The 24302-nt window shown below is 47.0% G+C and carries 20 protein-coding genes, 2 tRNA genes, 2 rRNA genes and 1 pseudogene; 16 read left to right on the top strand and 9 right to left on the bottom strand.

Features of this window, described 5'->3' with window-relative positions; all coding sequences use genetic code 11:
• Positions 1–37: 37 nt before the first annotated feature.
• The 7 genes and pseudogenes from ABF86_RS09650 (at position 38) to tviB (ending at position 7736) form a co-directional block, all read left to right on the top strand.
• Positions 38–114 (top strand) — tRNA-Ile (locus ABF86_RS09650).
• A 2-nt stretch (positions 115–116) separates the two neighbouring features.
• A tRNA-Ala gene (locus ABF86_RS09645) sits at positions 117–192 on the top strand.
• 149 nt (positions 193–341) lie between these two features.
• A 23S ribosomal RNA gene (locus ABF86_RS09640) occupies positions 342–3225 on the top strand.
• Between the two features lie 66 nt (positions 3226–3291).
• Positions 3292–3404, top strand: a 5S ribosomal RNA gene (gene rrf / locus ABF86_RS09635).
• Between the two features lie 1125 nt (positions 3405–4529).
• A pseudogene (locus ABF86_RS09630) lies at positions 4530–5257 on the top strand (IS5 family transposase).
• Between the two features lie 188 nt (positions 5258–5445).
• Entirely contained in the window at positions 5446–6453 is a 1008-nt protein-coding gene (locus tag ABF86_RS09625) for an NAD-dependent epimerase (protein ID WP_011633353.1), read from the top strand.
• Between the two features lie 8 nt (positions 6454–6461).
• The gene (gene tviB, locus ABF86_RS09620) at positions 6462–7736 is read left to right on the top strand and encodes a Vi polysaccharide biosynthesis UDP-N-acetylglucosamine C-6 dehydrogenase TviB (RefSeq protein WP_011633354.1); all 1275 of its coding nucleotides are present in this window, start codon (positions 6462–6464) and stop codon (positions 7734–7736) included.
• Between the two features lie 6 nt (positions 7737–7742).
• Here the strand turns inward: tviB and ABF86_RS09615 are convergent, their stop codons facing one another.
• Positions 7743–8639, bottom strand: coding sequence for a DMT family transporter (locus ABF86_RS09615; RefSeq protein ID WP_011633355.1), 897 nt, complete (start codon positions 8637–8639; stop codon positions 7743–7745).
• Positions 8640–8733: 94 nt separating this feature from the next.
• Between ABF86_RS09615 and dapC the strand changes: the two genes are divergently transcribed.
• From dapC to hemB, 8 genes are all read left to right on the top strand, one after another.
• Positions 8734–9939, top strand: a complete 1206-nt coding sequence (dapC, locus tag ABF86_RS09610; protein ID WP_011633356.1) for a succinyldiaminopimelate transaminase — start codon at positions 8734–8736, stop codon at positions 9937–9939.
• Positions 9940–9966: 27 nt separating this feature from the next.
• Positions 9967–10788 carry a 2,3,4,5-tetrahydropyridine-2,6-dicarboxylate N-succinyltransferase gene (gene dapD, locus ABF86_RS09605; protein ID WP_011633357.1) on the top strand — a complete coding sequence of 274 codons (822 nt, stop codon included), beginning with the start codon at positions 9967–9969 and terminating at the stop codon, positions 10786–10788.
• A 188-nt stretch (positions 10789–10976) separates the two neighbouring features.
• Entirely contained in the window at positions 10977–11348 is a 372-nt protein-coding gene (gene smbP, locus ABF86_RS09600; RefSeq protein WP_011633358.1) for a small metal-binding protein SmbP, read from the top strand.
• Between the two features lie 86 nt (positions 11349–11434).
• Entirely contained in the window at positions 11435–11782 is a 348-nt protein-coding gene (smbP, locus tag ABF86_RS09595) for a small metal-binding protein SmbP (protein ID WP_011633359.1), read from the top strand.
• 186 nt (positions 11783–11968) lie between these two features.
• Positions 11969–12958 (top strand): biotin--[acetyl-CoA-carboxylase] ligase, encoded by a 990-nt coding sequence (locus tag ABF86_RS09590; RefSeq protein ID WP_074684642.1) that lies wholly within the window; start codon positions 11969–11971, stop codon positions 12956–12958.
• 27 nt (positions 12959–12985) lie between these two features.
• A complete protein-coding gene (locus ABF86_RS09585; protein WP_074684643.1) occupies positions 12986–13759 on the top strand; it encodes a type III pantothenate kinase in 774 nt (257 codons plus the stop codon).
• 18 nt (positions 13760–13777) lie between these two features.
• Positions 13778–14449 carry a ribosome biogenesis GTP-binding protein YihA/YsxC gene (yihA, locus tag ABF86_RS09580; protein ID WP_074684644.1) on the top strand — a complete coding sequence of 224 codons (672 nt, stop codon included), beginning with the start codon at positions 13778–13780 and terminating at the stop codon, positions 14447–14449.
• Positions 14450–14592: 143 nt separating this feature from the next.
• Positions 14593–15600: a porphobilinogen synthase gene (gene hemB / locus ABF86_RS09575; protein WP_074684645.1), complete on the top strand. Its 1008-nt coding sequence runs from the start codon at positions 14593–14595 to the stop codon at positions 15598–15600.
• A 118-nt stretch (positions 15601–15718) separates the two neighbouring features.
• On the opposite strand, the gene pstB is transcribed toward hemB, so the two are convergent.
• From pstB to pstC, 3 genes are all read right to left on the bottom strand, one after another.
• Positions 15719–16516 (bottom strand): phosphate ABC transporter ATP-binding protein PstB, encoded by a 798-nt coding sequence (pstB, locus tag ABF86_RS09570; protein ID WP_074455769.1) that lies wholly within the window; start codon positions 16514–16516, stop codon positions 15719–15721.
• Positions 16517–16525: 9 nt separating this feature from the next.
• Positions 16526–17452, bottom strand: a complete 927-nt coding sequence (pstA, locus tag ABF86_RS09565) for a phosphate ABC transporter permease PstA (protein ID WP_074684646.1) — start codon at positions 17450–17452, stop codon at positions 16526–16528.
• 78 nt (positions 17453–17530) lie between these two features.
• On the bottom strand, positions 17531–18466 hold the full coding sequence (gene pstC, locus ABF86_RS09560; protein WP_074684647.1) for a phosphate ABC transporter permease subunit PstC: 936 nt from the start codon (positions 18464–18466) through the stop codon (positions 17531–17533).
• Positions 18467–18693: 227 nt separating this feature from the next.
• On the opposite strand from pstC, the gene ABF86_RS09555 reads away from it, so the two are divergent.
• On the top strand, positions 18694–18945 hold the full coding sequence (locus ABF86_RS09555) for a hypothetical protein (RefSeq protein WP_074684648.1): 252 nt from the start codon (positions 18694–18696) through the stop codon (positions 18943–18945).
• Positions 18946–19077: 132 nt separating this feature from the next.
• Here the strand turns inward: ABF86_RS09555 and ftsZ are convergent, their stop codons facing one another.
• The 5 genes from ftsZ to murB form a co-directional block, all read right to left on the bottom strand.
• Positions 19078–20226, bottom strand: a complete 1149-nt coding sequence (gene ftsZ / locus ABF86_RS09550; protein ID WP_074455766.1) for a cell division protein FtsZ — start codon at positions 20224–20226, stop codon at positions 19078–19080.
• A 69-nt stretch (positions 20227–20295) separates the two neighbouring features.
• Positions 20296–21534: a cell division protein FtsA gene (ftsA, locus tag ABF86_RS09545; protein ID WP_011633369.1), complete on the bottom strand. Its 1239-nt coding sequence runs from the start codon at positions 21532–21534 to the stop codon at positions 20296–20298.
• 61 nt (positions 21535–21595) lie between these two features.
• Positions 21596–22324, bottom strand: a complete 729-nt coding sequence (locus tag ABF86_RS09540; protein WP_074455765.1) for a cell division protein FtsQ/DivIB — start codon at positions 22322–22324, stop codon at positions 21596–21598.
• A 55-nt stretch (positions 22325–22379) separates the two neighbouring features.
• A complete protein-coding gene (locus ABF86_RS09535; protein ID WP_074455764.1) occupies positions 22380–23300 on the bottom strand; it encodes a D-alanine--D-alanine ligase in 921 nt (306 codons plus the stop codon).
• The gene (gene murB, locus ABF86_RS09530; RefSeq protein ID WP_176752578.1) at positions 23297–24295 is read right to left on the bottom strand and encodes a UDP-N-acetylmuramate dehydrogenase; all 999 of its coding nucleotides are present in this window, start codon (positions 24293–24295) and stop codon (positions 23297–23299) included. Before murB ends, ABF86_RS09535 begins: the two co-directional genes overlap by 4 nt.
• Between the last annotated feature and the right edge of the window lie 7 nt (positions 24296–24302).

Raw genomic sequence — 24302 nt, 5'->3', positions numbered from 1 at the left:
TTGGGTTTGAGGTGTTGGGTTAAACTTGGACTCGTAAGGGTCTGTAGCTCAGTTGGTTAGAGCACACGCTTGATAAGCGTGGGGTCGGTGGTTCAAGTCCACCCAGACCCACCATAGGGGGTGTAGCTCAGCTGGGAGAGCACCTGCTTTGCAAGCAGGGGGTCATCGGTTCGATCCCGTTCACCTCCACCATTAAGAATGGAAATTTAATTTATTTATTGTTCTTTAAAAATAAAAATTGGGTAAGATTGTGCTTAAAGCATAATTAAAGTAACTATAAGAGTGATGACAAACACCAATCTTTTTTTTGTGATGGTGGTGGTAAGTTTTCAAGATTATAGGATCAAGCGAACAAGTGCATGTGGTGGATGCCTTGGCGATTACAGGCGATGAAGGACGTGGAAGCCTGCGAAAAGCTCCGGGGAGCTGGCAATAAGCTTTGATCCGGAGATGTCCGAATGGGGAAACCCACCCGTAAGGGTAATCACTCCTGAATATATAGGGGGTTGATGGCTAACCTGGTGAACTGAAACATCTAAGTAGCCAGAGGAAAAGAAATCAAAAGAGATTCCCAGAGTAGCGGCGAGCGAAATGGGAGCAGCCGGTAATATTTAGTATTTGAATTAATCGAATTATCTGGAAAGTTAAACCGTAGTGGGTGATAGTCCCGTAGATAAAAATTCAAGTATGGAACTAAGATTACGCAAAGTAGGGCGGGGCACGTGAAATCCTGTCTGAATATAGGGGGACCATCCTCTAAGGCTAAATACTCGTAATCGACCGATAGTGAACCAGTACCGTGAGGGAAAGGCGAAAAGAACCCCGGGAGGGGAGTGAAATAGATCCTGAAACCGCATGCATACAAACAGTGGGAGCCTCGCAAGGGGTGACCGCGTACCTTTTGTATAATGGGTCAGCGACTTACATTCAGTAGCAAGCTTAACCGATAGGGGAGGCGTAGTGAAAACGAGTCTTAATAGGGCGATAAGTTGCTGGGTGTAGACCCGAAACCAGATGATCTACCCATGGCCAGGATGAAGCGAGGGTAATGCTTCGTGGAGGTCCGAACCCACTAATGTTGAAAAATTAGGGGATGAGCTGTGGGTAGGGGTGAAAGGCTAAACAAATCTGGAAATAGCTGGTTCTCTCCGAAAACTATTTAGGTAGTGCCTCATATATCATTTTTGGGGGTAGAGCACTGTTATGGCTAGGGGGTCGTCAAGACTTACCAAACCATTGCAAACTCCGAATACCAAAAAATGTAAGTATGGGAGACAGACATCGGGTGCTAACGTTCGGTGTCGAGAGGGAAACAACCCAGACCTTCAGCTAAGGTCCCAAAGATACAGTTAAGTGGTAAACGAAGTGGGAAGGCATAGACAGTCAGGAAGTTGGCTTAGAAGCAGCCATCCTTTAAAGAAAGCGTAATAGCTCACTGATCGAGTCGTCCTGCGCGGAAGATGTAACGGGGCTAAACTGTACACCGAAGCTAAGGACTTGCAATTAGTTGCAAGTGGTAGGAGAGCGTTCCGTAGGCCTGTGAAGGTGATTTGTGAAGATTGCTGGAGGTATCGGAAGTGCGAATGCTGACATGAGTAGCGATAAAGGAAGTGAAAAGCTTCCTCGCCGAAAACCCAAGGTTTCCTGTGCAACGTTCATCGGCGCAGGGTTAGTCGGCTCCTAAGGCGAGGCAGAGATGCGTAGCTGATGGGAAACTGGTTAATATTCCAGTACCTTTATTTAATGCGATGCGGGGACGAAGAAGGCTAGCTTAGCCGGGTGTTGGATGTCCCGGTTGAAGCAGGTAGATATGCTATCTAGGAAAATCCGGATAGCTAAGTTGAGATGTGATAACGAAACTTCCTTAGGGAAGCCAAGTAAGTAATGCCATGCTTCCAGGAAAAGCCGCTAAGCTTCAGTTAAATAAAGACCGTACCGTAAACCGACACAGGTGGGAAGGATGAGAATTCTAAGGCGCTTGAGAGAACTCAGGAGAAGGAACTCGGCAAATTGACACCGTAACTTCGGGAGAAGGTGTGCCTTTAGTATGTAAAGTACTTCGCGTATGGAGCAGAAAAAGGTTGCAATAAAATGGTGGCTGCGACTGTTTAATAAAAACACAGCACTCTGCAAACACGAAAGTGGACGTATAGAGTGTGACGCCTGCCCGGTGCCGGAAGGTTAAGTGATGGGGTGCAAGCTCTTGATCGAAGCCCCGGTAAACGGCGGCCGTAACTATAACGGTCCTAAGGTAGCGAAATTCCTTGTCGGGTAAGTTCCGACCTGCACGAATGGCGTAACGATGGCCACACTGTCTCCTCCTGAGACTCAGCGAAGTTGAAATGGTTGTGAAGATGCAATCTACCCGCGGCTAGACGGAAAGACCCCGTGCACCTTTACTGTAGCTTTACATTGGATTTTGATTATTCTTGTGTAGGATAGGTGGGAGGCTGTGATATATGCTCGCTAGAGTATATGGAGCCAACCTTGAAATACCACCCTGGAATGGTCGGAATTCTAACTCAGGTCCATAATCTGGATCGAGGACCGTGTATGGTAGGCAGTTTGACTGGGGCGGTCTCCTCCCAAAGAGTAACGGAGGAGTGCGAAGGTACGCTAGGTACGGTCGGAAATCGTGCTGATAGTGCAATGGCATAAGCGTGCTTAACTGCGAGACTGACAAGTCGAGCAGATGCGAAAGCAGGTCATAGTGATCCGGTGGTTCTGTATGGAAGGGCCATCGCTCAACGGATAAAAGGTACGCCGGGGATAACAGGCTGATTCCTCCCAAGAGTTCATATCGACGGGGGAGTTTGGCACCTCGATGTCGGCTCATCACATCCTGGGGCTGTAGTCGGTCCCAAGGGTATGGCTGTTCGCCATTTAAAGTGGTACGTGAGCTGGGTTTAAAACGTCGTGAGACAGTTTGGTCCCTATCTGCCGTGGGCGTTGGAAATTTGAGTGGGGCTGCTCCTAGTACGAGAGGACCGGAGTGGACGCACCTCTGGTGTACCGGTTATGACGCCAGTCGTATCGCCGGGTAGCTAAGTGCGGGAGAGATAACCGCTGAAAGCATCTAAGCGGGAAACTTGCCATAAGATTAGATTTCCCGGGAGTATAACTCCCCTGAAGGTTCGTTGGAGACTACAACGTTGATAGGTCGAATGTGGAAGCGCAGTAATGCGTTGAGCTAATCGATACTAATTGACCGTGAGGCTTGATCCTATAATCTTGAAAATTGAGTTATATTTTATATATAGTTGCTGTTATTACCCAATTCTACCGTTTATGCTTGGCGGCCATAGCGCTTTGGACCCACCTTTTCCCATCCCGAACAGAGAAGTGAAACGAAGCAGCGCCGATGATAGTATGTTTTCACATGTGAAAGTAGGTCACCGCCAAGCTTCCTATTTATAGAGTATTTTGAAAGATTATTTTTTTAAAATACTCTATTGTTTTGTTGAGGCAAAACTATTTTTTAATTTTAGCTTGCAATATTTTTATATATATTATGAAATAAATCTATAGATCTTGCGTGGCTAATATTTAAATATTTTTTAATGAATTAACAAATATCCTCTTAGTATTCCCATTCCTATTTATTTCATTTATTGCAGCCATATTTTTATATGGCTATAATGAATGATTTTTCTCTCTTCTCACCTAGCTATCTTCATAGTATCGTTTTAATTTCATGGATTGAATTTGAATTACCTAGGGTTACATGGATGTAATTCTAATTATCAATGTTCTTATGTGATTTCTGTTTCTATTGAAAACAGGAATAAGTTGGCCAAGATGTTTGGGTGTGATCTTGATGTACAGATCAAGTGACTTATTCTCTATGCTCATTATCCCGTATGATGATTACATCATTTTCCTTAACTGCCTGTCTGGTGGATTCTTTTTTATTTGTAAAACTTTGTAAACTATGGAGAAGCTTTATTTTCTAGTTTAATCTTCTATTTAAACAAATGAACAGTAGTGATAATCTAGGTTGTGGTGTTATCTTAAAATTTGTTCTGCATTCATAATAGAAGTTTTGGCCGCAATATCTGAGCTATGTGTTGCATATTAAAAACGCGAATATAAGGGCGATATGGTGGCCAGACAGTATTTGAAATTATGCAAATAGTGGTTGCAGGCGTTGATTATGTTGGGTTATCTAATTTAGTGTTGCTGGCAACATGCTGAAGGTTTGTCAGCGTCACTATCTATACGCCTACAAACATCAATCACTTCAATGCGAGTTTTATTAAGATAGGTTACCTCGAAAAATCCTGTTTTTGAAAATCTACTGATCACAATAAAATCAATGTGTTACGTACAAATATTTTCAGAATTTATAGATTTTTCGGGATAATCAGTAATCATTCGTGATGTCATAATCATCAATCCGTGAGCAGTGATGGCGATCAAATACGCCACCCAGCTGGTTATCTTGCCAAAATTAGTAAGGTATTGGGTTACAGATAACCTGTTTTTCTCATAAATTTTTAGTGAGGGTAGTAGAGTGCCATCAGGCAGGAATTCCACCGCTATTTATCGACAGTACCGAGATCGAGGCGATCAAGCCGTTGCTGGAGAGCGCGCTGGAAGACCCATCCCAGACGCATAGACCTGTCCGAAATATTCTGTGTGGTGTGCTCTCTGTATTTATTCAGGAGTGGCTGCCAATGACGCATGCTGCTCGAAAAGTTTCCCAAATAGCGCAAGTACACTCGTACTTTTCCATCTGGAGTGAAACGCGAAGGTGGCGGTTCTGCTAGAGCAGGCTTTAAAAATCAGGTTAGTGTGGTCCGAGAGAAGCTGGGTCCAATGCCAGCAACACGTTCTTGGTTGTGGGCGTACAAAGTGCCAAAAACACTGACACAGCACGGTTCAAGGGTTATGATGCGGGCAACGAAGTTTCGGGAATCAAACGCCACATTGCAGTAGATACTAAGGATTATCCGATGCAATCGCAGTCACTATAGCTGAAGAGGCCGTAAGGGAGCTTTGCTGGCGGCTGCGTCGAGGCTGCAGCAGGGACAAAGTTTGCTGTACGACAGCGATTATATGGACAAACCTTTCGCTCAAGGAAAGTGCGAAGTCCTGGAAAAGTTTGTGTCGGCACAAATCGCCAAACATAGCGAGCGGCCATACCTTTAAGGTCATATCCAAGCGCTGGATTATGGGATGTGGTTTCGCGTGGCTAGAAAAGAATCGGCGGCTGTGGAAAAACTGTGAGCGATTACTCAATATCAACATATCGTAGGACTTAAACAACTAAGATCGTAGGCGTCTATCAGCTGATTATGAAGACAGGATCGGATAATTTATTCAACGAGTCATGAAGTGCATCAGGGCTAAAGGAATTGCTGAGTTTTTCAACTTGCGGATCCCTTGTGTCAGGCAAGTTGCCACTTCAAGATTTATACACGTGATCTATTCGGGAGCAATTAATTGAAGATACTTATTACTGGTTCAGCCGGTTTTATTGGATCTGCATTGACGCTGCGGCTGCTTGAACGTGGTGACACCGTCATTGGTATCGATAATCACAATGATTATTATGATCCACAGATTAAGGAGGATCGTCTTGCCCGGTTTGCGGATCATCCTGCTTACACCCATTTGCGTCTTGACTTGGCAGATCGCGAAGGGATCAATTCCTGTTTTGAAATGCATAAACCACAACGGGTGGTGAATCTGGCTGCTCAGGCCGGGGTGCGCTATTCCATTGAGAATCCATTGGCTTATATTGACAGCAATATCGTTGGTTTTGCCCATATTCTTGAAGGTTGTCGTCATAACGGTGTCGAACATCTGGTGTATGCCAGCAGCTCTAGCGTGTACGGTGCCAATACGCAGATGCCGTTTTCGGTGCATCACAACGTTGATCACCCGCTCAGCCTTTATGCAGCCAGCAAAAAATCTAATGAGCTAATGGCGCATACTTACAGCCATTTATATAACTTGTCGACTGCTGGCCTACGTTTTTTTACTGTATATGGTCCTTGGGGGCGGCCGGATATGGCGCTGTTTAAATTCACTAAGGCTATTCTTGCCGGAGAAAAGATTCCGGTATTTAACTATGGAAAACATCGCCGAGATTTTACTTATGTAGATGACATTGTGGAGGGCGTAATCCGTGTGCTGGATCAACCCACTCGGCCTGACCCGGCCTGGAGCGGGGAAAATCCGGATGCAGGCACCAGTATGGCACCCTGGCGTGTTTACAACATTGGCAATAACAGCCCGGTAGAGCTGATGGACTATATTGCTGCACTGGAAAAAGCGCTTGGTAAAAAGGCCGCAATGGAAATGCTACCCCTGCAGCCAGGTGACGTACCGGATACTTATGCCGATGTTTCTGATCTCGTCGAACAATTCGATTACAGGCCCGCCACGTCGGTCGAACAGGGAATAGCCAGCTTTGTGACGTGGTATCGCAATTACTTCAATTTGTAGGAGACAACATGCAACTCCAGGATATCAAACTTGCCATTATCGGGCTTGGATATGTCGGCCTTCCACTGGCTGCTGAGTTTGGCCGCAAGCGTCCTGTGACCGGGTTCGATATTAACCAGCAGCGTATTGATGAGCTTAAAAATGGCAATGACTTTACGCTGGAAGTCACGCAGGAAGAACTTGCAGCGGCAAAGCATTTGACTTTTACCACCAATATAGACGATTTACGCACCTGTAATTGCTACATTATTACCGTTCCCACACCAATTGATGATCACAAGCGCCCTGATCTTATGCCACTTATCAAAGCCAGCGAGACTGTCGGTAAGGTATTGAGAAAAGGAGATATTGTTATTTATGAATCTACTGTCTACCCTGGTTGTACCGAAGAAGATTGTGTGCCTGTGCTGGAGCGTGTTTCTGGCCTGAAATTTAACCGGGATTTCTACTGTGGCTACAGTCCAGAGCGCATCAACCCAGGTGACAAGGAACATCGTGTCACGACTATCAAAAAGGTTACCTCGGGCTCCACTCCGGAAATCGCTGATCTGGTAGATAGCTTATACAACGAAATTATTACTGTAGGCACACACAAAGCGGAAAGTATCAAGGTGGCTGAAGCTGCCAAGGTGATCGAAAACACCCAGCGTGATCTGAATATTGCTCTTATCAACGAGCTGGCGTTGATTTTCAACAAAATGAATATTGATACTGAAGCCGTACTCAAAGCAGCGGGCAGTAAGTGGAATTTTCTGCCGTTTCGTCCCGGTCTGGTGGGTGGACATTGTATTGGGGTGGATCCGTATTACCTGACACATAAAGCGCAGGCAATTGGCTATCATCCGGAAATTATTCTTGCTGGACGGCGACTAAATGACAGCATGGGAGCCTATGTTGTTGCTCAGCTGGTTAAAGCCATGACCAAAAAACGTCTTCAGGTAGATGGCGCCAAGGTATTGGTCATGGGACTTACCTTCAAGGAAAACTGTCCGGATCTGCGTAATACCCGAGTGGTGGATATCGTGACCGAACTCAAGGATTACAACTGCGTAGTGGATGTATACGATCCATGGTTGTCTTCTGAAGAGGCACAACACGAATACAGTATCAAGCTGATTGAAGCACCCGAATCCGGTAATTATGATGCTATTATCCTGGCTGTGGCACATCGGCAGTTCAAGGATATGGGGGCTTCCTCTATCCGTGCACTGGGGAAACCCAATGCTGTTCTATATGATTTGAAGTATGTGCTTAATCCACAGGAATCAGATCTGAGGCTGTAAATAAGATTACTTTCGCAGATCCTGGTTCTGATTGATCCGGGCAGAAAACAGGCTGGCAGATGCAATCACGAGTCCTCCCGCCCAGTCTCTACTTGTCAGATGTTCGTCGGTCAGAAAACAGGCGGCTACAGCTGCGACCACCAGCTCAAACAGCATAATTACAATAGCCTGATTGGCCGGTACATGGGTCATTCCATACTGCAGCAATATACTGAGGGAAAAAACTAGCCCGCCTGCACCGAGCAATATCAGCCATACGTTGGCAGGCAGATGGGTGATATCAGAAGTATTTCCCATGAGCAGGGTGGCGACAAACCCGGTCAGGGCAGCGCCAGAGAGTACCGCCATCAGCTTTAAGTGGATGTTGTGCTGCTGATCTTTGCGAATCAGGACATTGGTCAGTGCAAAAGCAAATCCACCCGATAGCCCCATCCAGTCACCGTAGGAAGTTGGCAGGGGCAACCCGCCTTCCGGCTGCCAGAGCAGAAGTAAAGCACCCGTCAGAGATAACAGAATGATCAGATAACCTTGTCTGCTTAGCCGTTCTTGCAGCAGAATGCGGGAAAATAAAATAGTCCACAGCGGTGCCAGATAGAACAGGAGCAGAACCCGCATAACTTCGCCGTGAATAATCCCGAGCACATAGGCGATACTAGTCCAGCCTGCGCCCAGATTGATCCAGAGCAGAATCCAGGCTGTCGTATTAAGTACTTCAGAGATCCGGATTTGTTTCCTGAATAAAGCCAGGCTGATCAACAACGCAATGGAGTAAGTCAGCGCAGTGGATAATTCGCCCCGCATACCGGCCTGTTCCAGTAGACGGTAAGGATACCAGGCTACTCCCCAAGCGGCAGCACCCAGTAATAGACTGGCTATCGGCAATAATTTTTTTTGTTTGGTCAACGTTGCCAGTGCCCTTTATAATTGGTGCTTAACATTTTTACTGCCTCCCTAACCTGCTCCACAAGCACCACATTTGTGGATAATCCTGAAAAGTATGAACCCTTTACTGGAAAGCCTTCAGTTATACCCGTTTCAAAAACTTACCAGACTATTTGAGAATCTCGTGCTGAGTGATGCCTCTCTGACCCCCATTGGTTTGCATATTGGAGAACCAAGACACGATACGCCCGAGTTTATCAGACAAGAGTTAGTGAATAATCTTGAAGGGCTGGCACATTATCCCACAGTACTTGGAACCAGCCAGCTGCGGATCAGCATTGCGAGCTGGCTAACACAGCGCTATCGCTTGGCTGCTATCAATCCAGATACCGAAGTTATCCCGGTCAATGGCAGTCGGGAAGCATTATTTTCATTTGCCCAGGCGGTTATTGATGCCGATGCGCGCGAGGTTATGCAACCTGTAGTGGTTTGCCAAAATCCTTTTTATCAAATCTACGAAGGTGCTGCATTGCTGGCTGGTGCCGAACCCTATTTTTTGAATCAGCTTCCAGAAAATGGTTTTTCAGTGGATGCCGCTCAGTTGCCTGATTCGGTGTGGAAACGTACTCAGCTGACTTATATCTGTTCACCCAATAATCCGACTGGTAAGGTGCTAACACTAGATGAATGGCAACTTCTGTTTAATTTGTCTGATCGTTATGGATTTGTAATTGCAGCGGATGAATGCTATTCAGAAATCTATTTCAATGAGGATCACCCTCCTCTGGGGGCGTTGGAGGCGGCAGAGAAGTTAGGCCGCAATGGTTTTCCCCGGCTGGTTGTGTTCAGCAGTCTTTCCAAGCGCTCCAATGTGCCGGGCATGCGTTCTGGTTTTGTGGCAGGGGATGCTGCCATTCTCAAAAAGTTTTTGCTTTACCGGACGTATCATGGCAGTGCCATGAATCCGGCTGTGCAGGCAGCCAGCACTGTTGCATGGGGTGATGAGCAGCACGTGGTTGAAAACCGGCGACTGTATCGTGAAAAATTTGCCGGTGCCATGCGTATACTGAGCGATACCTTGCCTGTTAGCATGCCGGATGCCGGGTTTTATTTATGGTTAAAGGTGCCTGTCAGTGGTATCGAATTTTCCGGGCGTTTATATCGGGAAGGAAGTGTTACTGTACTGCCTGGCAGTTATCTGGCACGAGAGGCACACGGCCTTAACCCTGGTGAGCATTTTGTGCGGATTGCGCTGGTTGCGCCGGTGGCAGAGTGCATGGAGGCAATGGAGCGAATCAAGGATATCGCTAGAAAGTTCTGATCTGATTATTTTTTAGTTAGGAGTCACATGGAGCAATTACAAGCTGTCATCGAAGATGCTTTTGAAAGGCGTGCTGAAATTACCCCTCGTAATGTTGAGGCCAATCTCAAGGAATCGGTCGCCCAGGTTATCAATATGCTGGATACCGGCAAGTTGCGAGTTGCCGAGAAAATTAACGACGAATGGGTAACCCGTCAGTGGGTTAAAAAGGCTGTTTTGTTGTCTTTCCGCATGGAAGATAATTATTTTATCAAGGGTGGATTCTCTAATTATTTTGACAAGATTCCATCCAAATTTGCTGATTACAGCTCACGTGATTTTCGTGATGGCGGATTTCGTGTGGTTCCACCAGCTGCTGTTCGTAAAGGAGCTTTCATCGCGAATAACGTGGTGCTGATGCCGTCCTATGTGAATATTGGCGCGTATGTTGACGAAGGCACCATGGTGGATACCTGGGCAACTGTAGGTTCCTGTGCGCAAGTTGGCAAAAATGTTCATCTGTCCGGTGGCGTTGGTATTGGTGGTGTACTGGAGCCAGTGCAGGCCAGCCCCACCATTATTGAGGATAACTGCTTTATTGGCGCACGTTCTGAAATTGTTGAAGGTGTCATTGTTGGTGAAAATTCAGTCATCTCAATGGGTGTATACATTGGCCAAAGCACCAGGATTTACAATCGTGAAACCGGAGAGGTTACCTATGGCCGGATTCCTTCAGGATCAGTGGTGGTTTCCGGGAGCCTACCGGCTGATAATGGCCGCTACAGTCTGTATTGTGCGGTGATTGTGAAACAGGTCGATGCAAAGACTCGCTCCAAAACCGGGATTAATGAATTATTGCGCGGTATCTGATTATTCAGATCGGTGAATGCTATCTGTTAATAATGATCTGTGGTATAAAAATAATCGTGTGAGTTCTGCACAAAATGTGGCGGGGTTTGTCTGTAACATCAGTTGGCTTTATTCCCTGCTTATTCGTCGTATTATTGTTACAAAAGATTCATACATCTTGACCAACCAATACAAGAGGAGAAGCTATTATGAAAAGAACTCTGATAAGTATGATCACAATCTTTGCTGCCGCATTGTTCTTGAACATGCAGGTGTATGCAGATTCGCATACTGCTCATTTGGATGAAGCGTTGAAGCATGCGGAAGAGGCTGTAGTACATGGTAAAGAAGGTCATGTTAACGAATTGCTTGAGCATGCAAAGGAAAGCCTGATGCATGCCAAAGCTGCCAGAGCGGCCGGTGAAGGCAATACACATACCGACCACGGTATTAAACATATGGAAGACGCTATCAAGCACGCTGAAGAGGGGCATGTTGATGTTGCCACCAAACATGCTCAGGAAGCGGTCGATCACCTGCGTGCTTCCGAACTTTCTGAACATGAACATTCTGGACATTAAAATCGTATCAGAAAATTGAAAAACTGATTGCTTCCTCTGATGTATTTTAGAGGGAGTAATCAGTTTACATAAGAGGAGAAGCTGTTATGAAAAGAACTCCGATAAGTATGATCACAGTCTTTGCTGCTGCATTGTTCTTGAGCATACAGGTATATGCAGATTCGCATACCGTTCATTTGGATGAAGCGTTGATGCATGCGGATGAGGCCGTGGTATATGGTAAAGAAGGTCATACCGATGAATTGCTTGAGCATGCAAAAGAAAGTTTGGCCCACGCCAAGGCTGCTGGTGAGAGTGGTGAGGCCAATGCACATGTTCTTCATGGAATTAAATATCTAGAAGATGCGATCAAACATGCAGAGGAAGGCCATGTTGATGTTGCTACCAAGAGCGTGCGAAAGGCTATCGAACATTTGCGTGCTTCAGAACGTTAAGTTAGATTTATTTACAAGGAGGGGTGTGCCGCTGATAAATTTTGCCAGAGGCATGTCAAGTAATGAAAAAAGCGGATTACTCCGCTTTTTTCATTATGGTATATCTGATCGGGAAAACCACAACAATAAGATTGCTCGAAGTGAATAAATCAGAAGTGCTCGCGAGATATTGGTAGGAAATTTAATATGAATCCGTTTGCATTTACTATCCTGAGAATGCTGAGTGATGGAAACTATCATTCCGGCACAGCACTGGGCCAGGCACTGAATGTTTCCCGCGCCAGCATATCCAATGCGTTGAATGATCTGGATTGCTACGGGTTGGTAATACACAGGATTCGTGGTCGAGGGTATCGCTGGTTGAATCCAACGCAATGGCTGGACAGTGAACAAATACACCACTATCTTGCCGAATATGCGGATTCCATACAAATAGAAATCGTGGAGGCTGTTGAATCTACTAATTCACTGCTGCTGCAGCGTGTGATTGATCAGGGCGCTTCTGCTGGCAGATTAAAGCAAGTTCTGGTTACGGAGTTACAGACGCAAGGGCGCGGGCGGCGTGGACGTACATGGGTATCAGGGCTGGGAGACAGCCTGATTTTCTCTGTTTTATGGCCATCGCAATGTGCAGTAAATGCTCTTTCCGGGTTGAGTTTGGCAGTGGGTGTGGCAATTGTTCGTGCACTGACATTATTTGGAATTCGTAACATCGCACTGAAATGGCCGAATGATGTGTTATCTGGTTACAACAAGCTAGCAGGAGTGCTGATTGAGCTGCATGGGGATATGTTGAATCCAGGTACCGTGATTATTGGTATCGGGCTGAATCTTAGACTTTCTAACGTTACAAAATCTCAGATTGATCAAAAGGTAACCGATGTTGCCAGTGTTGCAGGACAAATACCGGACAGAAATCGGTTGTTGGCTATTTTGTTGAAAGAACTGGCCAAGATGCTTGATACATTTGAACAGCATGGTTTCGAGCCTTTTGTGGAGGAATGGGAGCGTCATCATGCTTATCAGGATAAAGCTGTGCAGATTAGTTTTCCGGATGGTGCTGTCAAAAATGGAATCGCAATCGGTATTGCACCCGATGGTGCCTTGCAGATCAATACCCCGGCAGGTATCGTGCAAGTGAGAAGTGGAGAGGTTTCTCTGCGCGGGCTGATCTGATACGGGTATCAGAGATTCTCTAATTGAATGAACGTATCCTCTTTTCTGCTGGCGATTGATTCCGGTAATACTGCTATCAAATGGGGGTTGCACACGGGTGATCAGTGGCTGGTGCGTGGCAGTGTACTGCAAAGTGAACGCATGGTGCTGAAACAAGCCTGGGCGCTGCTGCCAGCACCACCTGCATCGGTGCTGATTTCCAATGTGGCCGGATTACAAGCTGCAGACGATTTAACAGCGTTGTTAAAACCATGGTATGTCCAGCCGCACTGGATTACGGCAAGTGCCAGTCAATGTGGTGTAACCAGTCGCTATACCAAACCAGAGCAGTTGGGCTGTGACCGCTGGGCAGCATTGATTGCCGCTTGGTATAGGGTACAGCGAGCGTGCCTGGTCGTGGATGTGGGTACTGCCATGACAGTCGATGCGCTGTCCTCCACGGGTGAATTTCTAGGGGGCATTATCGTACCCGGGCCGGATGCGATGAAACAAGTGCTAGCAGGTTGTGCCGGAACATTAGCAGCACCTGTTTCCGGCTGTTTCCAGAATTTTCCAGTTAATACTGAAAACGCGTTGTACAGCGGCATGATTCAGGCATTAAGTGGTGCGCTGGAGCGAATGTATCGCCTGCTTTCCGGCTATTCGGAGAAACAAACCTTGACGGAAGTTATCATGACGGGTGGCGGTGCTGCGTTGCTGGCTCAGCATATTCACATTCCTCATCGGGTTGTCGATAGCTTGGTGCTGGAGGGGCTGGCTATTATTGCGAAATCGGGTAACTTCGATTACAACAAAAAATAAACATCAGGACAACGCACTATGGTACACCCGCTTTTCAGGCACGCTGAATTCTACACGACAGTCAACCATATCAAGGATTTGCCGCAAGCAACTGGTGTTGAAATTGCTTTTGCCGGGCGTTCAAATGCAGGAAAATCAAGCGCGATTAATACATTGGTGGGAAGAGGGCGGTTTGCTTTTACCAGCAAAACACCTGGTCGGACGCAACATATTAATTTTTTCCAGCTTGGAGAGGAGTGTTTCATGGTCGATCTTCCGGGATACGGTTATGCGCAAGTGCCTCTAGCCATTCGTCAGCACTGGGTACATTTACTGAGCACCTACCTGCAAACTCGTCAAGCGTTGTACGGTATGATATTGATCATGGATATACGCCATCCACTAACCAAGCTGGATTTGCAGATGCTGGAATGGTTTGCGCAAACGGGGAAATTGGTGCATGTTCTGCTGACCAAAGCTGACAAGCTAAGCCGGAGTAAGGCGCTCGCGGTATTAGATGAGGTCAGGCAGTTCTTGTCTACTAGTTACTCTGGCTGCACAGTACAAATTTTTTCCAGTTTAACCTCTGAGGGAGCAGAAGAGGCTTCCCGGTTGTTGCAAGACTGGTTTGATGAAGGAGGTGCTAGGGTACAGCAGTTGAATGACAGTGAAATCAGCAATCAAAAAAAAACCCCGGCTAAAGGGGATTAAGCCGGGGAGAATCGCCTTGCTTGTAAGGCCTCGCCTCAGGGAGGGAAGGCGAGAGGCAGTTATTAACAACTACCTATTTATAAGAGAGAACTAATTGGAGTTAGTTCCGTGATGCATTAATTTTTTTATTTCCAGACATAAACATGACATTTTTCAGCCAGTTTCCACAAAAAAGAATGCGCCGTAACCGCCGAGATGATTTTTCCCGTCGCCTGGTTCGGGAAAATCACTTGCGGGTGGATGATCTAATCTACCCGGTATTTGTACTAGATGGCAGTAAGCGTGAAGAGCAAGTAGCATCAATGCCCGGTATTGTCCGGCAGAGTGTTGATCTGCTTTTGTTTCAGGCAGAGAAATGTCTGCGTTTGGGAATCCCTGCACTGGCAATTTTTCCGGTTATTGATACTTCCCTGAAAAGCTTGATCGCTGATGAGGCCTATAATCCTGATGGCCTGGTGCCCCGCACCGTAAGGGAGTTGAAAAAACGTTTTCCGGAATTGGGTGTAATTACCGATGTGGCACTTGATCCGTATACTAGTCATGGTCAGGATGGTCTGATTGATGCTAATGGTTATGTGTTGAATGATGAAACTGTCAGTGTGCTGGAGCGGCAGGCGTTAATGCACGCCGAAGCCGGGGCGGATGTTGTAGCACCTTCTGACATGATGGATGGCCGGATCGCTGCGATCCGGTCGATACTGGATCGTGACCGTCTCATTCATACGCGGATACTGGCTTACTCGGCCAAATATGCCTCCAGTTTTTACGGCCCCTTCCGGGATGCGGTTGGTTCCGCTGCTATGCTGGGGGCGGGTAATAAATATACCTACCAGATGGATCCGGCCAATTCGGATGAAGCGTTATGGGAAGCAGAGTTGGATATCCAGGAAGGCGCGGATATGATCATGGTCAAACCCGGTATGCCTTATCTCGATATCGTACGTAGAGTGAAGGACAAACTGGGTGTACCCACTTTTGTTTATCAGGTGAGTGGTGAATATGCCATGCTGAAAGCAGCGGGGATGAACGGGTGGCTGGATGAAAAAGCCTGTGTTACCGAGGCATTGCTGGCGTGCAAACGCGCAGGTGCCGATGCGATCTTGACTTATTTTGCTCCAGTAGTTGCCAGTTGGTTACAGGAGAATACTTGAAGCCGGATTGTCGAGGTTGCGGTAGCATCCGTATCAGCCGATCCAGCCTTTGTGAATTGCTCCAGAAAGCTGATAAAACTTCAAAGAAATGTCATGAACATAAAAAACAGGAATTTTCCTAACCGAACCGACCGGTTATGTAATCTTCCGTCTGTTTGTTTTTTGGCTTGATAAAAATATTGTCAGTAGCACCAAATTCAATTAATTCCCCCATATACATGTAGGCAGTATAGTCTGAAACTCTGGCTGCCTGCTGCATGTTGTGGGTCACAATCAGAATCGTCACTTTATTTTTGATATCTGAAATCAATTCTTCGATGCTGGCAGTTGCGATTGGATCCAGTGCAGAAGTGGGTTCATCGAATAACAGAATTTCTGGATCGGTTGCCAGTGCGCGGGCGATGCACAATCGTTGTTGCTGACCTCCTGAAAGGTTAAATGCGAGATCTCCCAGCCGATCTTTGACTTCTCCCCATAAGGCGGCATTACGTAGCGCATTTTCTACTCTTTCTTCCAGAATTGAGCGACGCTTGACGCCTCTTATCCTAAGACCGTAGGCCACATTTTCAAAAATTGATTTGGGGAAGGGGTTGGGTTTTTGAAATACCATACTGATCCGCATTCTGACTTCGATTGGATCAACCTCGGGCGAGAGAATATTTTCATTGTCCGGATACAGGAGAATCTCACCTTCGTAATGGTTGTGCGGATAAAGATCATGCATGCGGTTAAAGCACCGCAGAAAAGTTGATTTGCCACAGCCTGATGGTCCGATCAAGGCGGTTACCTGCTTTTCATGGACCACCATATTAATATTTTTAAGTGCCTGATAACCTCCGTAATAGAAGTTCAGTTTATTAACCGCTGCCTTTTGAGTAGTTGGAGAAGCAGCGTTGGCGGGTTTAAATATTTGCATAACTTTGATTTACCACTTGATTTTTTTACGCAGATGGTAGCGTAGATAGATAGCCAACCCGTTCATCAATAATGTCATGAGGACTAACACCAAGCCGGCTGCGGCAGCATTATGCTGGAAAGCTTCCTGGGGCCTTGAGATCCAGTTGAACATCTGGATGGGCATGACTGTAAACGGCTCCATCAGCCATTCAAAGGACAAAAACGGAAATTGATCCTGAACAGGGGATGGGGGCAGAAAAGCGATAAATGTCAGTGCGCCGATAGTAATGATTGGCGCTGTTTCTCCGATCGCCCGCGCCAGTCCGATAATGATACCAGTCAGAATGCCAGCGGCAGAATAAGGCACTACATGATCTGCAACCGTTTGCCACTTAGTTGCACCCAGCGCATAAGCCCCTTCACGAATGGTAACCGGGATGGATCGAATCGCTTCACGTGTTGCCACGATGACAATTGGCAGGATCAACAGCGCGAGCGTTAATCCGGCTGCAAGGATACTCTGCCCAAGTCCAAGCTGATAAACGAATAACCCCAGTGCCAGCAAGCCGTAAATGATGGAAGGCACCCCTGCCAGATTAGTAACATTAATTTCGATAATTTCAGTAATGAAATTTTTTGGCGCGTACTCCTCAAGATAGACGCCAGCTGCTACGCCGAGGGGAACAGCCGCTGCTGCCGTTACCAGCATGACCAGTGTCGTACCAACCCATGCAGAAAGAATTCCGGCAATTTCTGGTTTGCGAGATGGAAAAGAAGTAAAAAATTCCCAAGTCAGGCGAGGCATTCCGTCGATCACCATGTTGCCAAACAACGCAATAAATGTCAGAACAGCGATCATCAATGCGATGATACCTGCTACTAGCGCGAGCAGATCCCAGCGTTTGTGGCGGGCAATAATGGTGCGAATTTCATCAATATTGTCTGTGTTATTCATCGGGGTCAGAGAATTAAATCATTCTGCATGCACTATCCTGTCAGTATTCGGTAGCGACTGTATATGAATCATGGCACATCAATAAACTTCTCGGAATCGTTTACGCAGCAGATGTCCCAGGATATTGAAAACCAGCGTTAACAAGAGCAGCGTCAATCCTGCAGCAAAAATGGTTTGATATCCTACGCTACCATGCGGCAGATCACCCAAGCTGACCTGCACGATGTAAGTGGTGATGGTCGCAGCAGGCTCCATGGGATTCCATACCAGGTTCGGCTGCATACCCGCTGCGATTGCAACCACCATGGTTTCACCAACTGCGCGGGAAATACCAAGGATATAGGCGGCGGCAATGCCGGATAGTGAAGCGGGCATCACCACCTTGACAGCTGTTTGGAAGCGTGTGGCACCGATAGCATAGGAACCCTCTCGCAGATGCATAGGTACAGAACGCATGGCATCTTCCGTCATTGAGCTGACGTAGGGGATGATCATAATTCCCATCACCAGCCCTGCAGATAAAAGACTGAAACCTGGTAGATTCGGGAAAATAGTTTGCAGCATAGGAGTAACGAACAGTAATGCAAAATATCCGTAAACGACTGTTGGAATACCGCCGAGCAACTCAAGGAATGGCTTAGCGATCTCCCTCACGACAAAGGGGGCAAATTCTGAGAGATAAATAGCAATGATCGTGCCGAAAGGAAGTGCAATGGCAAGTGCGACCAGTGAACTGACCGCTGTTCCGGAAATGAGGGGGAGAATTCCGTAATGAGCATCGTCAAACAGCGGTGTCCATTGCGTATCGGATAAAAAATCCCATAGGGAAACATGCTCGAAAAATACAAGTGATTCTGAGATCAGCAGATAAATAATCGCAAACGTAATAAAAACAGAAAAAAAAGCCGCCAGAAACAGCAGCAGCTCTATTATTCGCTCTTTCAGATGGCGTTTGTGATTGTGACGTAGGCTTTTGGGTTGGTGACTGACAGCTGGAGCAGGTACTCTGACCATGAAATAGTAAGCTGGTTATGTTGAAAAAATTTATTCTAGAAACCAATTATTACAATTTGATGAAAATATGAAAATGAAGAACAAAATAGCAGTTGATATACCAGCCGGTACTGCGAGTTACTTCACTGGCGTATGACATATTCAGTTGTAAGCAGCTAAACCCGTAATAAGCTCGAGCCGATACAGCAAATAGCTACCTTGTTGGAAATTTGAAAGGAGTAAGCTTTATGACGCTGAAAAGCACCATAAAAGAATTTGCCACTTTTCTGGGTAACCAGGAGTCAATTCTTGACAGGGATTATCCAAGGGTTGTGGATCAGATCAGACTATTGTGGGGTTACGCAGAATTTTCTCTTTATCTGGAGAAATTGCTGGTTACAGAAAAAGGGCGCGATCGAGGCGGTTTTTCATTTGAAGTTATTCTGGAGCTGGATAAACTGAAAGAAATCCACGAACGTCGCTTTCACCGAAAGAGCTGATTTATCGATCAGCCTGATTGCTGACAGTATCGAAAATGCTACCGGGTCGTCTCCGAAGAGGCAGCCCGGCAAGCGTTATAAAATATAAAAATGCAGATTGCTTATAATTGAAATATCTCTATCAGAGGATCTTCAGTCGGCCTGTTTTCTGAGGAAGGCAGGAATATCCATCGGATCCATTCCTGCTTGCTGCATGGCAGTTACAGCAGCGTTGCTTCTTCTTCCGGTTCTCATGACAGCGGGCTCATCTACCTGATGAGAGGATACTCTGTCATCAGTACCGGTACGGGTATGGATGATGGTCATGGGTCTCTGGGATTGTTGGGAAATATTGCCAAGTCCTGTTGCAACGAGTGTGACACGCAGACTGTCACCCATATTTTCGTCAATAACCGTACCAACAATTACGGTTGCATCTTCAGCCGTCATTTTCTTGACGGTATCCATGACTTCCTGTACTTCACGCATTTTCATGGCTGAACTGGCGGTTATGTTGACCAGCACTCCACGTGCTCCCGTTAGGGTAATTTCTTCAAGCAGTGGACTGGCAACGGCCTCTTCTGCGGCCATGCGTGCACGATCAACACCACCGGCAGCTGCAGAACCCATCATGGCCATACCCATTTCGGACATGACGGTTTTAACGTCTGCAAAGTCCACATTAACCAGTCCCGGGCAATTAATAACTTCCGCGATTCCTGCTACAGCACCATACAGCACATCATTTGCTGCCTTGAAGGCATCCAGCATGCTGATATCATTTCCCAGCACTTTCATCAGCTTGTCATTCGGAATAACAATCAATGAATCGACATGCTCTGCCAGTGCTTCCATTCCAGCCTGTGCTGCTTTCAGGCGTTTGCCCTCAAACGAGAAAGGTTTACTGACGACCGCAACGGTCAGAATGCCCATTTCCTTGGCAATCTGGGCTACGACCGGGGCAGCGCCTGTACCGGTGCCGCCCCCCATTCCTGCGGTAATGAACAGCATGTCGGCGCCCTGGACAATTTCAGCGATGCGATCACGATCTTCCAGCGCTGCTTCTTTACCAATATCCGGGTTGGCCCCCGCACCCAGTCCCCGAGTGACATTGTTGCCAAGCTGTAACAGGGTTTGTGCACGATTTGCCTGGAGTGCCTGTGCATCAGTATTCATGCAAATAAATTCAACACCTTTAACCTCGTTGCAGATCATGTGATCTACGGCATTGCCACCACATCCGCCAATACCTATGACTTTGATGATAGCTTCTTGGGATTCGGTATTCGTGATCTCAAACATTACATTTCTCCTATTGCATAGTGAATTTTCAAACAATATTCCGTTGACAGAACATTTTTTAAATCTAATTTAGAAATTTTCCTGGAACCAGCTTTTCATTTTTGCCAAAATCTGTCTGGTGGAGCCGCTCTTCAGTTTTGCCTGGTGATGATGAAGATGATCTTCCATGCCTGCCATCACCAGGCCGATGGCAGTCGAGTATCTCGGTGTCTGCACAACTTCTTCCAGGCTGCCGTTATAAGCAGGTAACCCAAGTCGTACGGGCATATGAAAAATCTCTTCTCCCAGTTCAACCATGCCCAGCATGGAGCTGCTGCCACCAGTGATGACAATCCCTGATGAAAGCAGCTGTTCGAAACCACTACGTCTCAATTCTGCCTGAATCAGCAGATAGAGCTCTTCTACGCGCGGCTCGATAACCTCGGCCAGGGTTTGTCGCGACAGCGGGCGAACGCCACGATTGCCCACATCCGGCACTTCAACCATCTCCCGGATATCAGCCAGCGTACGCAAAGCGGTGCCATAACGGCATTTGATATCCTCTGCATCTTTTGTCGGTGTGCGCAATGCCATGGCAATGTCATTGGTGATCTGATCGCCAGCCACTGGAATTACTGCGGTATGTCGTATGGAGCCATCTGTAAAAACAGCAATGTCAGTAGTCCCGCCGCCGATATCAACCAGGCATACCCCCAGATCTTTTTCATCTTCGGAAAGTACAGCTGTAGCCGAAGCCAGTGGCTGCAGGATAAGGTCCCGCACATCCAGTCCGCAACGATTGATGCATTTGGCAATATTCTGGGCGGCGGATACTGCTCCGGTTACGATGTGAACCTTAACTTCCAGCCGGATACCACTCATTCCGACTGGTTCGCGCACATCTTCCTGGCCGTCGATAATAAATTCCTGTTGCAGAATGTGCAGTATTTGCTGATCAGCCGGAATATTGACCGCCTTGGCAGTTTCCATTACTTTTTCCACATCCGCCTGGGTGACTTCTTTGTCTTTGATTGCCACCATGCCATGTGAATTAAAACTCTTGATATGGTTGCCGGCGATCCCGGCATACACATCACTAATCCGGCAACCCGCCATCAGTTCAACTTCCTCAAGCGCACGCTGAATGGCGTTGACGGTTGCTTCAATATTGACCACCACGCCTTTTTTCAGACCTCGCGAGGGATGGCTACCCAGACCAATAATCTCGAAGCCACCCTCAGGCTTGATTTCGGCGACAATAGCCACGATTTTCGATGTGCCGATATCAAGACCGACAATCATGTTCTTGCCTTCCTTGACTTTACTCATTTGAAAATCCCCCGATTTCATAGTTATGGTGCTCTGTTTGCCTTGAATTGAATACACAAACTCAGTGTATGCGAACAGCAAACCCGTTGGCATAACGCAAATCTACATAAGTGGAGTTGCCGTACCAATCCAGACTTTCGTTATATTGCGTATGAACTGCCACATAACGTTTCAAACGTTGTTCCATCTGTTTCCTTCCCAATTTAAGCCAGGTTCCAGTGTTCAGTCGTACGTGCCATGCATGCCGTGGTGTCAGGGCGATCTCCGTGACCGTGTACCCGGTCGGCTGCAGCAGCTTGTTGAAAATATGATACTGGCGTGTAATCAAATGATTGCTTTTATCAGGGCCTGTGAATACCGGGAGACGTGCATTATCCATAATCGCGTGAAATATTTCTCCATTCGTATTGACCAGTGCTGCCTCTCCCCAAGATGCAAGCGGTTTATGCTCTTCGAGTAATATGTCCAATGCAGGTGGCCAATTGCGCGAAATTTTAACTGAACGTACCCATGGCAGCTCCATGAAAGCTTTTTGTAAAATCTTCAGGTCGATCATTATAAAATTACCATTCACCGAGTTGTGTATGACCTGTTCAATCTGATCCCGGGTGATATGTGCTAGACGTATATTGCTTGTCTGGCTCTTGTCCACAGCCTCTACCCGAACCTCCCGTAATGAAAAAAATGGCAATGCCAGCACCCTGATTCCTACTGCATAGATCATGGCCAGAAGAACGCCTGTCAGCAGTATGTTTGCTAGAAGATTTAAGGATTGATGATCGTTCCACATATGTCCTGGTTACAGTATCAATTTACCCTGATCACCTTGATCTGGATTTTTATCTTTAAGCATATTCACAACTCAACTCCAGAATTTGTATAACAAGTTCATCAAAGGAAATGCCTGCAACCTGTGCCGCCATCGGTACAAGACTGTGATTAGTCATTCCTGGCGAAGTATTGGCCTCAAGGAAAAAAGGCTGGTCATTTTTATCCAGAATCAGATCCACTCTGCTCCAGCCGGTACATCCCAGTATCCGATGAGCATGTAAAGCCTGTTCCTGTATGCGGGTTGTCAATATTTCCGACAAACCACTTGGACAAGTGTAGCGTGTGCTTTCAGAAAAATATTTAGCCTGATAATCATATAGGCCTTCTGTCACATCGATTCGTACCAGCGGAAGAGGCACATCATCCAGAATGGCTGCTGTCAGCTCGATTCCCTGAATAAACTGCTCTGCTATTACAAGCGAATCGTGTTGTGCGGCAGTTTGATAGGCGGATTGCATATCTTGCGCGTAATCCACTTTGTTCAATCCGATGGTTGAACCTTCCCGGGCAGGTTTTATGATGAGCGGTAATCCCAGCCTGTCAGTCACTTCCTGGAAATTGCTGTCAGCATCTAGCATGACGTAGTCAGGTGTGCTGATACCTGCCGCCTGCCAGATCATTTTTGTGCGCCATTTATCCATTGCTAGTGCGCTGGCGAGTATGCCGCTGCCGGTATAAGGCAGATCCATCAGCTCCAGTGCCCCCTGAACAGAGCCATCTTCACCATAACGACCATGCAGCGCAATAAATGCCCGATCAAAGCCCTGTTTTAAAAGATTTTCCAGAGGCTGGTCGACCGGATCAAATGCATGCGCATCAACCTGGCTTCGCTGTAATGCTGCCAGTACGGCATGGCCGCTTTTAAGTGAGATTTCACGTTCAGCGGAACGTCCACCCAGCAATACAGCCACTTTCCCAAGGTCACGAATGTTCACAGCTCGTTTCCTTTGTGCTGTCCGATAATGCGTACTTCCGTGACCAGCCTGATCCCGGTTTTCTTGTAAACGATATCTTGCACAGTATTAATCACTGTCTCGATTTCCGTAGCAGTAGCGTGTCCACAGTTAATAATAAAATTGGCATGTAACGTAGAAATCATGGCATCACCGATCCGAAACCCCTTCAGACCACATTGCTCAACTAACCGGGCGGCATAATCTCCTGGCGGATTGCAAAAAACCGATCCTGCGCTGGGAAATCCCAAGGGTTGCGTTTTGATACGTGTACCTAGCAATGCTTTGACCGCCTGACGGGAAGGTTCCTGCTGACCAGGGCGAAGTCTGAACCAGCCGCCGACAAACCAGCTGCAAGATGTATCGGGCGGCACGACCTCATGCAATTCGACCTGACGGTAGCCGATACGGTAATCCTCAGGTGTTCGCTCATGCAATGTACCGTCGCGATCAATGGTTCTGACCCGCTCTACCCGTTCCCATGTTTCAGAGCCGTAACACCCTGCGTTCATCGCCAGTGCGCCGCCGACCGTACCGGGAATGCCGGCCAGAAATTCCGCACCGGCCAGGTTATGTAATGAAGCAAACCTGGCCAGCTTGGCGCAGGGTACCCCCGCTCCGGCATAAATCAGGCCACCATCCTCCTCTTGTTCAACCAGCAGCAGATCATTAAGTTTTGCATGCAATGCAATCATTACTCCCGGTAGTCCACCATCCCGAACCAGAAAATTACTACCGAGGCCAATCATCATGACGGGTTCGTCTTTCGGCCAGAAGTGTAAAAATACAGCCAGATCTTCCAGATCTGCCGGTTGGTAAAAATAGGCAGCGTGTCCACCGGCGCGCCAGGAAACATGCTGCTTCATGGGTTCATGTTGACGTAATTCGCCGCGTAGCAGATGTGTGTCGATACCGAGTGCAGGGGACTGCAAGCTCGGAGCATTAATATCGACTGGCAGTCGGGCTTTTGTCTGCATATTTTTC

Source organism: Nitrosomonas sp. GH22 (genome assembly GCF_009833115.1).
In the GTDB taxonomy this organism is placed as follows: domain Bacteria; phylum Pseudomonadota; class Gammaproteobacteria; order Burkholderiales; family Nitrosomonadaceae; genus Nitrosomonas; species Nitrosomonas eutropha.
This window is presented reverse-complemented; position numbering and strand designations above follow the sequence as displayed.